The sequence below is a fragment of the Streptomyces resistomycificus genome, from assembly GCF_001514265.1.
In the GTDB taxonomy this organism is placed as follows: Bacteria; Actinomycetota; Actinomycetes; order Streptomycetales; family Streptomycetaceae; genus Streptomyces; species Streptomyces resistomycificus.
On record NZ_KQ948988.1, the window covers coordinates 769,344 to 783,812 of the forward strand.

A 14,469-nucleotide genomic window follows, 5' to 3' on the forward strand; every position below is an offset into this window, starting at 1 on the left:
GACGAGAGGACACCCAACCATGCGATTCGGAGCCTTTCTCCGTCCCTTCCACCCGCTCGGCCAGGACCCGACCGGGAACTTCCAGCATGACCTGGAGCTGATCAGCCGCCTGGACCAGCTCGGCTTCGACGAGGCCTGGGTCGGCGAGCACCACTCCGGCGGCTGGTCCCCCATCGCCTCGCCGGAGCTGATGCTGGCTGCCGCGGCCGAGCGCACCCGGCGCATCATGCTGGGCACCGGCGTTGTCAGCCTGCCCTACCATCACCCGCTCACCGCGGCCGACCGGATGGTCCAGCTCGACCATCAGACCCGGGGCCGGATCATGTTCGGCATGGGCGCCGGGGTGCACCCCTCAGATGCGCACATGATGGGCATCGCCGCCAGCGACCAGCGGCGGATGATGGCCGAGTCGCTGGACGCGATCCACCACTTGCTCACCAGCACCGAGCCGCTGACCCGCAAGACCGACTGGTTCGAGCTGCGTGAGGCCCGGCTGCAGCTGCGGCCGTACACCCGGCCCTGCTTCGAAATGATGGTGGCGGGCACAGGCACCGAGCGCAGCATGCGGCTGGCCGGCAAGTACGGCATCAACCCGTTGACCCTCGCCGGAATGGCCGGACGGGAGGCCCCGCCGCTTGGCAAGCTGTGGGAGGCCGCCGAGGACGAAGCCGCGAAGAACGGCACCACGGTGGACCGCAGCAAGTGGCGTGTGGCGATCTGCACTCACATCGCGGAGACCCGCGAGGAGGCATACCGGCAGGTACGCAAGGGGGCAGCGGGCTGGTTCCGCAACTATGTCAAGGGCACCCTGGGCGCCGCGGGCGAGCTGCCGGAGGGCCGCGAGGTGGAGCACATGGTGGAGACGCGCACCGCGATCATCGGGTCCCCGGCGGACGCGATAGAGGCGATCGAGTACTTGAACGAGCAGAGCGGTGGCATCGGCAGCCTCCTGCACACCGTGCAGAACTGGGCCACCCGCCGGCAGACCATGGACAGCTTCGAACTGTTCGCCTCGGAGGTCGCGCCGCACTTCACCGGCTCGGTGCAGAGCCTGCGCGATTCGCAGGCCTGGGAGCAGTCGCACCGCGACGACTTCTCCGCGCAGGTCCGCGAAGCGTCCCGGGCCGCGGCGAACGGCAGGGTCTGACGAGGCCGCACCGGTCGCGGCCGGCGGCCGCATGAGAACGAACCGATGGAGCAGACGATCCGCACCGAGGACGGAGAACAGGGGCTGGTGAGGGATCTCGTGCGACGCGGGACGTCGACGGCACGCCCCGGAGCTTCACGGCCGCGTCCGTGACCCGGTCCCGCCAGGTCCCGCGCCGATGCCGGTGCGCAATCCGCGCACGTGCCCGTTGCTTCCTTTCCCGGCGGAACCGCGCGCCGGCCGGATCCTGTCCACCCCAGGCGCGCATCGCTTCGCGGCCGCCGGGGCTGGGACGGGGAGGGGCTCCGGTCGCCCTTCCCGACGATGTACCAAGACGAAGACCCAATGCTGCTATCAGGCTCGCGTCATCAGCTGACTACGGGGGTACTCAGTGCTTTCTGGGACGACAACCAGCACGTGCCGATCGACCGACAGTGAGGCGCCGGCGGATCATCAGGCCGACGCGCGCCGCCGCAATTTCCTCTACCAGGACGGCGTGGTCGTCTCCTCAGTCCTCCGCGCACTCGACTCGCTCGGCCTGCTGGACACCGGACCCGGTCAGCAGTGCGGCCTCCCCGAGACCGGTTACCTGGGAGTCGTTCGGCGCTGCCTCGCGAGCGTCGGCTGGTTCGACGGTGACGCCCAGCCGGCGACGTGGACGCCGTCCGGGCGAGCGGCCCTGCGTCATCGCGATCACCTCGTGGCGGCGGGCCGGCTCCTTGCCCGGTTCGCCGGCAGCGCGCCCGGCGCGTGGAAGACGTGGGATGCCGAGACCTCGGACGCCTTCTCGGCCGCGGTCGGGCGCTTCGAGGAATGGCACGCGGGCGTCGAGCAGGACGAGCTGGTAGGGGCATGTCTGGAAGGCGCGCTGCTGGTACCGGTCATGCTGTCACTGCGGGCTGACGAAGGCGGCGACCGGCTCCCGCGGGACGTCGAGCGTTTCCTGGCCCTGCTCGGCTGGGTCGACGCCGAGTGCCGTTGGACCCAGAAAGGCCGGGCCTTCCGGGAATTCGGCGACCACTTCGGCCTGGCGGGCTCGTCCCTGCCCCTGCTGGCCCGCCTGGAAGAGCTGCTTCGCGGCGAGCTCGTGGTGCACCCCGGCGACGACGCGTGGCATGGCGGGCGCGAGCTCCATGTGTGGGCCGGCTCGGCTGCCCGTCGCCCGTTCTTCGCCGACGCGGACCCGATCTTCCAGGAGATGTTCGCGTACGGCCGGCCGCCGGCGTTCATCGCCGACATGGGATGCGGTGACGGCAGTTGGCTCGCCCACCTGCATGCCATGCTCGGGGACAGCGTCCGGTACGTCGGAATCGACGCCAGCCCGGTCGCTCTCGACGCGGCACGGCGGAAGTTGCGGGCCGCCGGCGTACGCGACCCGCTGCTCCTGTCGGGTGACGTCGCGTCACCACAGGAACTGGGGGCGCGACTGGCCGAGCACGGGCTGTCGATCGAGGACGGCCTGCACATCCGCTCGTTCGCCGATCACGGCCGGGTCTACCGCGGCGGATCGCCGTCCGATGTCCCCGGAACGGCGTCCGGCGCGTATGTGGCGCCCGACGGCACGCCGCTGTCGGCCGCCGCGGTCGAGGCGGATCTCGTCGCGCATCTCGAGCGATGGAAGCCGTACATCGGCAAACACGGAATGGTGCTCGTCGAGGCGCACAGCGTGCCTCCGCACGTCGCGTCCCAGCATCTCGGCGCGCTGCACGCGGCCGCCTTCGACGTCCACCGTGGCCTGGCGCACCAGTATCCGGTCGAGTACTCGACGTTCATGACCTGCTGCCGGAGGGCCGGTCTGACCGCGAGCAGCCACCTTGAACGCCGCCACCCGGCCACGCGGCCTTTCGTCGCGGTCTCGGTCAACCGGTTCGTGTGCGCGCAGCCCAATCCCCTGGAAGTGATCCAGCGACGAGACCGAGACGGCCGGCCCGGGGCGCCCGCGGTCGCGGGACAGGACCTCGTGACGACCGCGCGGGCGGGCGACTGGCGCCCGGAACCGGGATCCGACCTGGACGACGGTCGCGGCCTGCACGAACTGCTCTACTTCGACAGCGACTTGTCCCAGCCCCGCAGGTGGTCCGCCGGAGCGACCGGAGTCGTGGTCCGCGAAGTCATGGCCGCGATCAACGCGCGCGCCGAGCAGGCCCGCAGGGGCGACGTCATACGGGTTCTGGACTACGGGGCGGGTACCGGCCTGGCAGCGATCGAACTCTCCAAGGTCTGCATCGCGCAGGACCTTCCCGAACGTCTCGCCGGTCTCGGCATCGGCTTCGAAATCCACCTGGTCGACCTGCCGACCGGATGGTTCGCCCAGGGCTACGAACTCCTGAAGGACGTCCCGTGGGCCAGGTTCCATTCCCTGCGAGGAGAGGATGGGCAATTCCGTGGTCTCCTCGACGTCATGGCAGGCGATCACGTCGACGTGGTGATGGCCAACATGGTGTTCCACCTGCTCCGTGAAGGCCCCATGCGGCACGCGGCCGCCTCGATCGCGGATGTGCTGGCGCCCGGCGGCAAGCTGGTCTTCAACGCGCCCGACCTCGGACCCGCCACCAGGAACTCCGTTCTCTTCCACGACCCCAACCGCCTGCTCAGAAAGCACTGGCTGAATGCGCTGGACGCGGCCGACCCGTCCCATTGCCCCGCGCCGCTGCGCGAGGCCGTCGCCCTCGTGCGTTCGAGCGACAGAGTGAACGCCCAGAAGCGTGCGGACCGCCGGATTCTGCCCACGCCGCAGTCCATCGAAGGTGTTGCCGCGGCTCTCGAGCCCTTCATGACCGGAACGTCGTTCAGCCAGACCTTCGAGCTGTTGGCCGAGGAAAACCTGGCGACCGCCCTCGTCCCGTCGAATCAGGCGGAATTCCTCGCCGAGATCACCGACCGGACGACCCGAGAGAAAGTCATTCGCTTCATCATGCGCGAATGTGTCTTCCCGGAACTGGGGAAGGGGTCGGCCGGAACTGGTCTCGGCTACAACATCGAGTGGAAGTTCGGCGTCTTCGAGCGCCTCTAGGATTTCCTTTCCCTGGCACTTTCGAAAAGCACTTTCCGGCACTGCACGATATTCGTAAGGAGGCCTGGTCGGTGTTCAGGCGTATTGCCATTGTCAACCGGGGGGAAGCCGCGATGCGGCTGATCCACGCTGTCCGTGACCTGTCCGCGCAGACCGGGACGGTCATCGAGACGGTAGCGCTGTACACCGACGCCGACCGCGGTGCCACGTTCGTGCGGGAGGCCGACCGAAGGGTCTTCCTCGGCGCGGCCGCGGACCGCCCCTATCTCGACATGGCGGTGCTGGAGAGCGCCTTGGTGGAGTCGGGCGCGGACGCGGCGTGGCCGGGCTGGGGTTTCGTCGCGGAGGACCCGGCGTTCGCGGAGCTGTGCGAGAAAGTCGGGGTCACGTTCGTCGGCCCGTCCGCGGAGGCGATGCGCAAGCTGGGCGACAAGATCGGCGCGAAACTGATCGCCGAGCGGGTCGGCGTTCCGGTCGCCCCGTGGAGCCGCGGCCCGGTCGCCACCCTGGAGGAGGCGCACCAGGCGGCGGAGCGGATCGGCTACCCGCTGATGCTGAAGGCCACCGCCGGCGGCGGCGGGCGCGGCATCCGGGCCGTCACCTCGGCCGCCGACCTCACCGAGGCCTTCGAGCGGACCAGTTCCGAGGCGGTGCGGGCGTTCGGCAACGGCACGGTCTTCCTCGAACGGCTCGTGACCGGTGCGCGGCACGTCGAGGTCCAGGTCATCGCAGACGGGCAGGGCACGGCCTGGGCGCTGGGCGTGCGGGACTGCTCGGTGCAGCGCCGCAACCAGAAGGTCATCGAGGAGTCCGCCTCCCCGTTGCTGTCCGCGGAGCAGGTCACGGACCTGAAGGCGTCCGCGGAGCGGCTCGCCCTCTCGGTCGGTTATCGGGGCGCCGCGACCGTGGAGTTCCTCTATCACCCGGATGACAAGCAGTTCGCGTTCCTCGAGGTGAACACGCGCCTGCAGGTCGAGCACCCCGTCACCGAACTGACCACGGGCATCGACCTGGTGCGGATGCAGCTGCACGTGGCGTCCGGCGGGCGCCTCGTCGGGGACCGGCAGGCCGAGTCCGGGCACGCCGTCGAGGCACGGCTGAACGCCGAGGACCCGGACCGAGACTTCGCGCCCGCGCCCGGCCGCATCACCCGCCTGGTCCTGCCGGCCGGGCCGGGGATACGCGTCGACACCGGCGTCGGCGAGGGCGACACGATCCCCGCGGACTTCGACTCGATGATCGCCAAGGTCATCGCCTACGGCCGCGACAGGGACGAGGCCCTGGCCCGGCTGCGGCGCGCCATGACCGAGACCAGCGTCGTCATCGAGGGCGGCGCCACCAACAAGAGCTTCGTCCTGGAACTGCTGGACCAGCCCGAGGTCACCGACGGCAGCACCGCGGCCGGCTGGGCCGACACCGGTTGGATCGACCGGGTCCGCGAGCAGGGCCGCCTGGCGGCCCACGAGCACTCCGGCGTCGCCCTCGTCGCCGCGGCGATCGGAGCGTACGAGGATGAGGAGGAGGCCTGCCGGCAGGCGCTGCTGGCCGCCGCCCGCAGCGGGCGGCCCCACGTCCGCCACGACCCCGGGCAGGCCCTCGACTACAGGCTCCGTGACGTCTCCTACCGGCTCCGCGTCGCGCGCCACGGCCCGGACCGCTTCCGGGTCGAGATCGCGGCCGGCGGCGACGTCGCCGTGGCCGATGCCGTGCTGGAGCGGTTCGACGGTCACAGTGGCGCCATCACGGTCAACGGGCGGCGATTCCGGCTGACGGCCTCCGTGCACGGGCCCGTGCACCTGATCGAGGTCGACGGAGTCGCGCACCGAATAAGCTGCGACGAGGGCGGCGTGGTCCGCTCTCCCGCCCCGGCCCTGGTGGTCGCGACCCCGGTCGCCGCCGGGGACGAGGTTGCCGAGGGCGCCCCGGTCCTGGTGCTGGAATCGATGAAGATGGAGACGGTGCTGCGGGCCCCGTTCCGTGCCCTGGTCCGCGAGCGCCCGGTCCCGGTCGGCACCCAGGTCGAGACAGGTACGCCGCTGCTGCGCCTGGAGCCGTTGCCCGACGAGGACGGTGCGGTCGGCGACGGCGCGGCGGTCGGCGACGCCGTGACCCCGGGGGAGCAGGCCATCGACCTCCCCGCGGTCGCGGACGACGGGTCGGCCGAGGACCTGGCCGGCGCGTGCCTGCGGGACCTGCGTGGCCTGCTGCTCGGCTTCGACGGCGACGCCGACGACCGCACGTTCCTGCTCGCTGCGTACCTGGGCGCCCGCGCCGAGCTGGGCGGCGAGCTCGTCCCCGCGGAAGGGGACCTGCTCACGGTCTTCGCCGACCTGTCGGAGCTGAGTCGGAGCAGGCCGGTCCGCCATGCCGGGGCCGCGGACGCGGACCTGGCCGAGACCGGCGGCCCCGCGAGCTTCCTGCACAGCCCGCGCGAGCACTTCCACGTCTACCTGCGCAGCCTCGACGCCGACCGCGCCGGGCTTCCCGAGCCGGTCCGGGCCCGGCTGCACCGGGTCCTGACCCACTACGGCGTCACCGGGCCGGACCGGACGCCGGAGCTGGAGACGGCGGTCTTCAGGATCTTCCTGGCCCAGCAGCGGATGGCTGGCGGCGCCGTGATCATTCGCGAGCTGCTGCGGCAGTGGCAGGCGAGCGCACCGCCCGCCGAGCCCGTCCGCGCGCGGGTGGGCCCGGCCCTGGAACACCTCATCGAGGCGACCCGGGAGCAGTTCCCCGCCGTGTCCGACCTCGCCCGCGGCGTCCTGTTCCGCTGGTTCACCCGGCCGCCGCTGTGCCGCGACAGGGCTCGCGTGTACGCCGCGGTCCGCGCGGACCTGCGCCACCTCGACGCGCATCCGGTCGCCGCCGACCGCGGCGACCGCATCCGGGCGATGGCCGCCGCCCCCGAGCCCCTCGTCCGGCTGCTCGGGCAGCGGATCAACCGCTCCGCGCGCCTGACGGGCGCCGACCGGCCCGGCCTGGATCACACGCCGCTGCTGGAGGTCCTGACCCGCCGCTACTACGGCAACCGCCGCCTGGCGAACGTCACCGTCGCCGACGTCGCCGGCTACCGGTTTGTCACCGCGGAGCACACCGGCACCCTCGTCTCCGGCCAGGCCGGCGCCGTGACCCGCGTCGCGGCCACCACCACGGACATCGCCGGCCTGCCGGGCGCGGTCGCGGCCACCGGGGCCCTGTCCGGCCGGCCGCCCGGCGGCTGCCTGGCCGCCGACATCTACGTCGCCTGGGCCGGCCGGCCCGCCGCCGACGAGATCGCCGCGGCGGTCACCAGCGCCGTCTCGGCGCGGCCGGCGCCCGCCGGGGTCGTCCGGATCACCGTCACGGTCGCCGGCACCGCGGCCACCGTCATGCCGCACCACTTCACCTTCGGGCCCGGCGACGGCGACCGCCTGGTCGAGGACCGGCTGATTCGCGGCCTGCACCCGCGGATCGCCGAGCGCCTGCGGCTCGGCCGGCTCCGCGAGTTCAGTCTCACCCGGCTGCCGTCTGCGGACGAGGACCTGTGCCTGCTGCGGGCCGTCGCGAAGACCGACGGCAGGGACGAGCGGCTGATCGCGATGGGCCAGGTCCGGAACTTGACCCCGCTGCGCGACGCCGGGGGCCGGCTCGTCGCCCTGCCCGAGGTGGAGAACACCCTCGCCGCCTGCCTCGACGCGATCCGTACCGCCCGGTCACAACAGCCGGACAGCGCGGGCTCGGGGACCAACCGGATCCTGTTGTACGTGTGGCCCCCCGGCGACGTCGGCGCGCGGGAACTGGTTCCGCTCGTCCGCCGGCTCCGCCCGTCCGTGTCGGGCGCCGGCCTGGAAGAGGTCGAGCTCGTCGTCCGGCGGCGCCGGGCGACCGGGGAACCGGCGGAGACGTCCCTGAGGATCACCGGCGACACGCAAGGCGCCCCGGTGCTGCACGCCGGTGAGCCGCCCACCAACGTCATCCCGCCGCTGGACGACTACCGGCGGAAGGTCCTGTCCGCGGCCCGCCGCGGCACCGTCTACCCCTACGAGCTCACCGGCCTGCTCGCCGGGGACAAGGGCACGTTCACCGAGTACGACCTCGAACCCGGCGAGGCCGGCAGCGCTGTCGGGCCCGGCACCGGGCGCAGGTGCCTGGTCCCGGCGGACAGGCCGAAGGGGAACAACACCGCGGGCATCGTCGTCGGCGTCGTCACCACGCCCACCGCCGTGTACCCCGAGGGCGTCACCCGTGTGGCGCTGCTCGGAGACCCGACGAAGTCTCTCGGTTCCCTGTCCGCGCCCGAGTGCGCCCGCGTCATCGCCGCCCTCGACCTGGCCGAGGAGATGCGGGTCCCGGTCGAGTGGTTCGCCCTTTCCGCCGGGGCTCAGATCTCCATGACTTCAGGCTCGGAGAACATGGACTGGGTCGCCGCCGCGCTCAAACGGATCGTCGAGTTCACCCAGGCCGGCGGCGAGATCAACATCGTCATCGCCGGGATCACCGTCGGCGGCCAGCCGTACTGGAACGCCGAGGCGACGATGCTCATGCACACCAAGGGCATCCTGGTCATGACCCCGGACTCGGCGATGGTCCTCACCGGCAAGCAGTCCCTCGACTTCTCCGGCGGCGTGTCCGCCGAGGACAACTTCGGCATCGGCGGCCACGACCGGATCATGGGCCCCAACGGCCAGGCCCAGTACTGGGCACCGGACCTCACCGCCGCGGCCGCGCTCCTCATGACCCACTACGACCACGCCTACATCGCGCCCGGTGAGAAGGCGCCGCGCCCGGCCCCGACGACCGACCCGAGCGACCGGGACATCTGCGGTTACCCGCACCCGGCCGACGGCAGCGGGTTCTCCACCGTCGGGGAGATCTTCTGCGCCGCGTCCAACCCGGACCGTAAGAAGCCGTTCGACATCCGCACCGTGATGCGGGCTGTGTCCGACCAGGACCACCCCGTCCTGGAGCGGTGGGCGGGCATGGCCGACGCCGAGACCTCCGTGGTCCAGGACGCACACGTCGGTGGACACCCGGTCTGCCTGCTCGGCGTCGAGTCCCACTCCGTGCCCCGGCGCGGCTTCCCGCCCGCCGACGGACCGGACACCTACACCGCCGGCACGCTGTTCCCCATGTCGTCGAAGAAGACGGCGCGGGCGATCAACGCCGCCTCCGGCAACCGGCCGCTCGTGGTCGTGGCGAACATGTCCGGATTCGACGGCTCCCCGGAGTCGATGCGCAAGCTCCAGCTGGAGTACGGCGCCGAGATAGGCCGGGCGGTCGTCAACTTCGAAGGCCCGATCGTGTTCTGCGTGGTCTCCCGCTGCCACGGCGGCACCTTCGCCGTGTTCTCCAAGGCGCTCAACCCGAACCTGACGCTCCTCGCCGTCGAGGGCTCGTTCGCCTCCGTCCTCGGGGGCGCCCCCGCCGCCGCGGTCGTGTTCTCCGGCGAGGTCCGCAAGCGCACCGCCGCCGACCCCCGGGTCGCCGGCCTCCACGCGAAGGCGGCCGGGACCGGGACGGCCGACCGCGCCACGCTCGACGCCGAGCTGGCCGAGGTCACCGAGGCCGTACGGGCGGAGAAACTCAGCGAGGTCGCCGCCGAGTTCGACGGGATCCACACGATCCAGCGGGCCGTCGAGGTCGGCTCCGTGGACAGGATCATCAGCGCGGCGCAGCTGCGCCCCGCGGTCATCGAAGCAATCGAGACATGGAAGTCGGACCGGTCACGTCCTACCGCTGACGGCGAGAACGGAGAATTCGTCCCACCCGCGAGATCGACCCCGGTCTACTCGCGATGAGTGTTTTCCCTTCGGCTTTCCAGAGAAGCGCCTCACCACGTCGGCCGCAGCGGGGGAATATTGCCCCCGCTCAGCGAAACAATCATCTCCGCCAGCGTCATCCGCAGGGTGTACATGGGAATTCTCCCTGTCTGACCGATGACTTCGGCTTCGAGGTCACGCAGTACGGCGCCGGCGACCTCCAGGTGCTCATAAGCCCTTTCGGTCAGCTGAATCAATTGGCGGCGACCGCCGGACGGGTGCTGCACGCGTACCACATAGCCGTGTTCCTCAAGGTGCACGATCATCCCGCTCACCGCCTGCTTGGTAATTCCCAGCGCGGCGGCCAGTTCGGTGCCGGTGGCGCCACCGCCCTTGAGTACCTGAAGGGCCATGCCGTCAATCGGTCTGACGTCTTCATAACCGCGTTCGTCAAGCCGGCCCACGAACTCCCCGAGCAACAGCTGGAACGTCATCCCGACAAGGTAGATGAGCTCGTGGCCAGTCAGGTCATCCGCGTTTTTCATAGAACCATGTTGACACACGCTCGTCCGTCCCCATTAGAGTGTGTCAAGCAACTTGACACAGGAGGAGCATCGTGAACATCATCAATCCCTCTGAAGACCGGACAATCAAGACCGCGTCCGCCGTGATGTACGGCCTTGCCGCGCCGAGCCAGGGCAGCGAGCAGGTGGCCACCTGGAAGGTCTCGGTGATCGACGGCGGCGAGTCCCCCGTCCACGTGATCGACAAGGACCAGATCTGGATGCCGATCGCCGGCTCCTTCGAGTTCACGGTCGACGGCGAGACCGAGCAGATCTCGGCCGGCCAGGCGCTGGTGGTACCGGCCGGGTCCGTGCGCCAGTTCCGCAGCACCGGTCAGCCGCTGGAGGCACTGGTCGCCATGCAGGCCGGAGCGCTGGTGAGCATTCCCGGCACCGAAGGGGCCAACCCCATCCCCTGGGCCGTCTGACATCGACACAGGGTCCCTTGGCCGCCGCTCCCGACTGGTGATCGGCCCCGCCAGGTGGGCCGTCGCACAGTCTCCGTTCCCCCGTCCTAAGGAACGCAATGTCGAACACCTCGGCTGCACCGCCCCAGGTAGCCGCCCGGTCAGCCGAGCGCCGGTTGACGATAGCCCTCCTCGTGATCGTGACCTGCCAGCTCATGATCATGCTGGACATGACGATCGTGAACACCGCCCTGCCAACCATCCAGCGCGAGCTGGGCTTCTCCTCGGCCAATCTCACCTGGGTCCTCAACGCCTATGCGGTGGCCTTCGGTGGCCTGCTGCTATTCGGCGGCAGGCTCGGCGACATGTACGGGCGCCGCAGGGTCTTCATCATCGGCGTGGCGGTGTTCACGGTCGCCTCCCTCGTGGGAGGTCTTGCCCAGAACCCCGCCTGGCTGCTCACCAGCCGGGTGATCCAGGGGGTCGGCGCGGCCGTCGCCGCGCCGAGCGCATTGTCGCTGATCGCCACCACCTTCACCGCGCCGGCCGCCCGGGCCCGAGCCCTGAGCTACTACACTGCCGCGTCCTCGGCGGGCGGCTCCCTCGGTCTGCTGGTCGGCGGCATGCTCACCTCTTGGGTCAACTGGCGCTGGGTGATGCTGGTGAATGTGCCGATTGGCCTCGTGATCATCGCGCTCGCCACCCGGTTCATTCCGCAACCGCCGCACGTCCAGGGCAAGCTCGACGTGTTCGGCGCGGTCACCGGCACGGCGGGTTTGATCGGCATCGTCTACGGGTTCACTCACGCCGCTGACGGAAGCTGGGGCGACGCGCAGACGATCGGCGCATTCGTCGTGGGAGGCGTGCTGCTCATCGCCTTCCTGCTCGGCGAACGGCGTGTGGCCCAGCCAATCCTCCCGCTGGCACTGTTCGCCAATCGGAATCGGGCCGCCGCCTACGCCGGCATGCTGATGCTGCCCGGGGCTATGTTCGCCAGTCTCTATTTCCTGATGGTGTACGCGCAGAACTCACTGGGATACACCCCGGTCGAGGCTGGCTTCGCGGTCGTTCCGCTGACACTGGGCGTCTTCTCCTCCCGGTGGACCTTCCCGCCGTTGGTGAAGAAGCTCGGCCCGAAGAACCTCGTGATAGCCGCGGCGGCGCTGATTATCATCGGCCTGCTCTGGCTCAGCCAGATGACCCCGTCCACTGGCTATGCCTTCATCGTAGTCCCCACGATCTTCTGCGGCGTCGGCGTCGGCATCGCCTTCACATCGCTGAACTTTACGGTTCTCGCGGGCCTGCCACCGCAGAACGCCGGCGCTGCGGCGGGCATGTTGCAGACCATGATGCAGGTCGGCGGTGCGCTCGGTCTCGCCGTCCTCGGCACGATCTACATCTCCGGGCTGGAGGACGCGCTCAAGACCGGCATCACCTCGCAGGCCGCGGTCGCGACCGCCGCGGGGGAGGCCCTGGGCGGCGGCGCGGTGTTCATCGCCGTCCTCCTGCTCATCGGGCTGTTCGGCCTGGTGAAGATGGCCCCTGCCCCTGCTCCCGCCCCTGCTCCTGCCCCTGCCCCTGCCCCTGGAACACAGCCCCCTGGGCAGGCGACCTCTGTGTAGACCCGCAGTACCGCGTAGGTACGGGGCAGGTGAATGCTCGACCTGCTTGGCGTGGCTGAAGATCTCGGTCCGCCAAGCAGGTCGAGCCTGTAAGGCCGAAGCCGAAGCCGAGCAGCGCGGGGCGTCGCCCTGCGCACGGACAAGACCCCATGGGCATCAGCGGCATGAGCTGATGTGCTCCACGGTCGAAGTGTCGACCGGGCGGCGACCCGGACAGCGTGATGACGATTGGAGGCTGTCGTGAGGACCTGCGTTGTCGCTGGGAACCCCAAGGCAGGTTCGTGGGCTCCCGGCCCGGTCCAGGCGCGCGCGAACGCCATCGCCGAGCCTGGTGGCGAGACCACGATGACGGACCCGGCCGAGCACGCGGCGGAGATCTCCGCCCGGCCCTCCTCCGCCGCCGGATTCAAGGCCGGCGCGATATGACGATCACGGGCCTCGACAGGCGCTTCGGCACTGATGCCGCGGTCCTCGCGCCCGCGGTCGCCCATTCCGACCAGGTGCGCGCCGTCTTCGGCGGCTTCCCCGCGGCGGTCGTGGCCCTCTGCGCGACGGTCGACGGGTCGCCTTACGGGATGGTCGCCACATCGCTGGCGGTCGGAGTCTCCTTTGACCCACCCATGGCGCTGTTCTCGGTGCGGAACGACTCCTCGACCTGGCCCGTCCTGAAGACGGCCGGGCGGATAGGCGCCTCGGTGCTCGCCGGGCACCAGGGCGCGGCGTGCCGCCAGCTCGCGGCGAAGGACGCGGACAGGTTCGCCGGCCTCGGCACCCACGCCACCCGACACGGCTCGCTCTTCGTCGAGGGCGCGAGTTCCTGGATGGACTGCGAGATCGCCGGGGAACTCCCCGCGGGCGACCACACGGTCATCACCTTCCGGATCCACCAGGTCGGGCACGGCCCCGAGACCCCGCTGCTCTTCCACGCCGGCCGATTCCCGCGGATACGCCACGAGCGCGTGTCCTGAGACCGGTTTGCGAGGCGCCCCGGAACGGGGCGCGGCCGCTTGGACAGCCGCGGGGTCACCTCGCCGGTGGTGGTGCGGCGTCGCGCGATCACATCACGATGCGCATGGCCCGGCCTTGTCCGATCCCGTCGCCGCCACGGGGCGTACGCACATTCCAGCAATAATTGCACGCGCATACGCTCTGGGATTGGTCATGCGACCCGCGGGAACCTCAACATCAATCAGCCCTGATACGCCTGGTCAAGGGATCTCGTGAACGACCCACCCACTTATCAGCAGCACCCTCCAGTAGGACCCCTGTTCAGCAGGGGTCCGCTGTGTTTCCCGGCGCTCCCGCACGCAATCCGTCCATGACGAGGTCCAGGAGCCGGGCGCTGCGTGGCTGCCAGTCCCCGGCGGGATCGATCTGCCAGAGGCCGGCGATGGCCAGCAGGAAGTCGTCCGCGGTGACTCCCGGGCGGATGGTGCCCGCTGCCTCGCTCGCGCGGAGCAGGAGTTCGGCGGCGTCCGTCACGGGTGCGTGACCCGGTTTCTCCGGGCCGCACGACGCGCTCAGGGTCTGGCGGATCGCCTCCGCCATGCCGGCCTTGGCCATCGCGAACTGAGCCAGCCGGTCCATCCACTCGCGCAGCGCCCGGTCCGGCGCGCTGGTCTCCAGAAGCCGGCTCGCGGCGTCGGCGACCTGCTGCATCTCGTGGCGGTAGACCTCGAGGACGAGCGCCTCACGGCTCGGGAAGTTGCGGTAGAAGGTGCCCTGGCCGACGCCCGCCTTCTTCGCGATCACGCTCAGCGGAGCGTCCGCGGAGCGGGTCAGTTCGACCAGCGCCACCTCCAGGATGCGCTCGCGGTTGCGTTGCGCGTCCGAGCGCAGCGGCGTGTCCTTCTTCTCCCGCACTCGTCCTCCTCGGCGGAACGCGGCCGAAAGCCGTCCTTGCTAAACGGACAGCTGTCCACTACGTTCATGGAAGCGGACAGCTGTCCACTAGAGCCCACTCTAGCGCTGGTACGACC

Annotated in this window: 9 protein-coding genes; 7 read left to right on the top strand and 2 right to left on the bottom strand. The window is 70.5% G+C overall.

What is annotated here, in order from left to right; translation table 11 throughout:
* Positions 1 to 19 precede the first annotated feature (19 nt).
* The 3 genes from AQJ84_RS03225 (at position 20) to AQJ84_RS03235 (ending at position 9,937) form a co-directional block, all read left to right on the top strand.
* The gene (locus AQJ84_RS03225; protein WP_030039646.1) at positions 20 to 1,147 is read left to right on the top strand and encodes an LLM class flavin-dependent oxidoreductase; all 1,128 of its coding nucleotides are present in this window, start codon (positions 20 to 22) and stop codon (positions 1,145 to 1,147) included.
* Between the two features lie 391 nt (positions 1,148 to 1,538).
* Positions 1,539 to 4,160 carry a class I SAM-dependent methyltransferase gene (locus AQJ84_RS03230; RefSeq protein WP_051869738.1) on the top strand — a complete coding sequence of 874 codons (2,622 nt, stop codon included), beginning with the start codon at positions 1,539 to 1,541 and terminating at the stop codon, positions 4,158 to 4,160.
* Between the two features lie 71 nt (positions 4,161 to 4,231).
* On the top strand, positions 4,232 to 9,937 hold the full coding sequence (locus AQJ84_RS03235) for an ATP-binding protein (RefSeq protein ID WP_079022595.1): 5,706 nt from the start codon (positions 4,232 to 4,234) through the stop codon (positions 9,935 to 9,937).
* 32 nt (positions 9,938 to 9,969) lie between these two features.
* Here the strand turns inward: AQJ84_RS03235 and AQJ84_RS03240 are convergent, their stop codons facing one another.
* Positions 9,970 to 10,443, bottom strand: a complete 474-nt coding sequence (locus tag AQJ84_RS03240; protein ID WP_030039642.1) for a MarR family winged helix-turn-helix transcriptional regulator — start codon at positions 10,441 to 10,443, stop codon at positions 9,970 to 9,972.
* A gap of 71 nt (positions 10,444 to 10,514) precedes the next feature.
* Here AQJ84_RS03240 and AQJ84_RS03245 point away from each other — a divergent pair, with 71 nt between their 5' ends.
* The 4 genes from AQJ84_RS03245 to AQJ84_RS03255 all read left to right on the top strand — a co-directional run bounded on the left by AQJ84_RS03245 (position 10,515) and on the right by AQJ84_RS03255 (position 13,458).
* Entirely contained in the window at positions 10,515 to 10,889 is a 375-nt protein-coding gene (locus AQJ84_RS03245; RefSeq protein WP_030039641.1) for a cupin domain-containing protein, read from the top strand.
* A gap of 98 nt (positions 10,890 to 10,987) precedes the next feature.
* Complete coding sequence (locus tag AQJ84_RS03250; protein ID WP_053190248.1) at positions 10,988 to 12,490, top strand: MFS transporter; 1,503 nt, start codon at positions 10,988 to 10,990, stop codon at positions 12,488 to 12,490.
* Positions 12,491 to 12,730: 240 nt separating this feature from the next.
* Entirely contained in the window at positions 12,731 to 12,916 is a 186-nt protein-coding gene (locus tag AQJ84_RS42870) for a hypothetical protein (protein ID WP_128092235.1), read from the top strand.
* Entirely contained in the window at positions 12,913 to 13,458 is a 546-nt protein-coding gene (locus tag AQJ84_RS03255) for a flavin reductase family protein (RefSeq protein ID WP_051869729.1), read from the top strand. Before AQJ84_RS42870 ends, AQJ84_RS03255 begins: the two co-directional genes overlap by 4 nt.
* Positions 13,459 to 13,759: 301 nt before the next feature.
* Here the strand turns inward: AQJ84_RS03255 and AQJ84_RS03260 are convergent, their stop codons facing one another.
* Positions 13,760 to 14,353, bottom strand: a complete 594-nt coding sequence (locus AQJ84_RS03260; RefSeq protein ID WP_030039638.1) for a TetR/AcrR family transcriptional regulator — start codon at positions 14,351 to 14,353, stop codon at positions 13,760 to 13,762.
* Positions 14,354 to 14,469: the final 116 nt, after the last annotated feature.

Bases quoted from the DNA above. Each gene is read 5' to 3' on its own strand.
- AQJ84_RS03225 (WP_030039646.1), top strand. From the start codon at position 20: ATGCGATTCGGAGCCTTTCTCCGTCCCTTCCACCCGCTCGGCCAGGAC.
- AQJ84_RS03240 (WP_030039642.1), bottom strand. From the start codon at position 10,443: ATGAAAAACGCGGATGACCTGACTGGCCACGAGCTCATCTACCTTGTC.
- AQJ84_RS03250 (WP_053190248.1), top strand. From the start codon at position 10,988: ATGTCGAACACCTCGGCTGCACCGCCCCAGGTAGCCGCCCGGTCAGCC.
- AQJ84_RS03255 (WP_051869729.1), top strand. From the start codon at position 12,913: ATGACGATCACGGGCCTCGACAGGCGCTTCGGCACTGATGCCGCGGTC.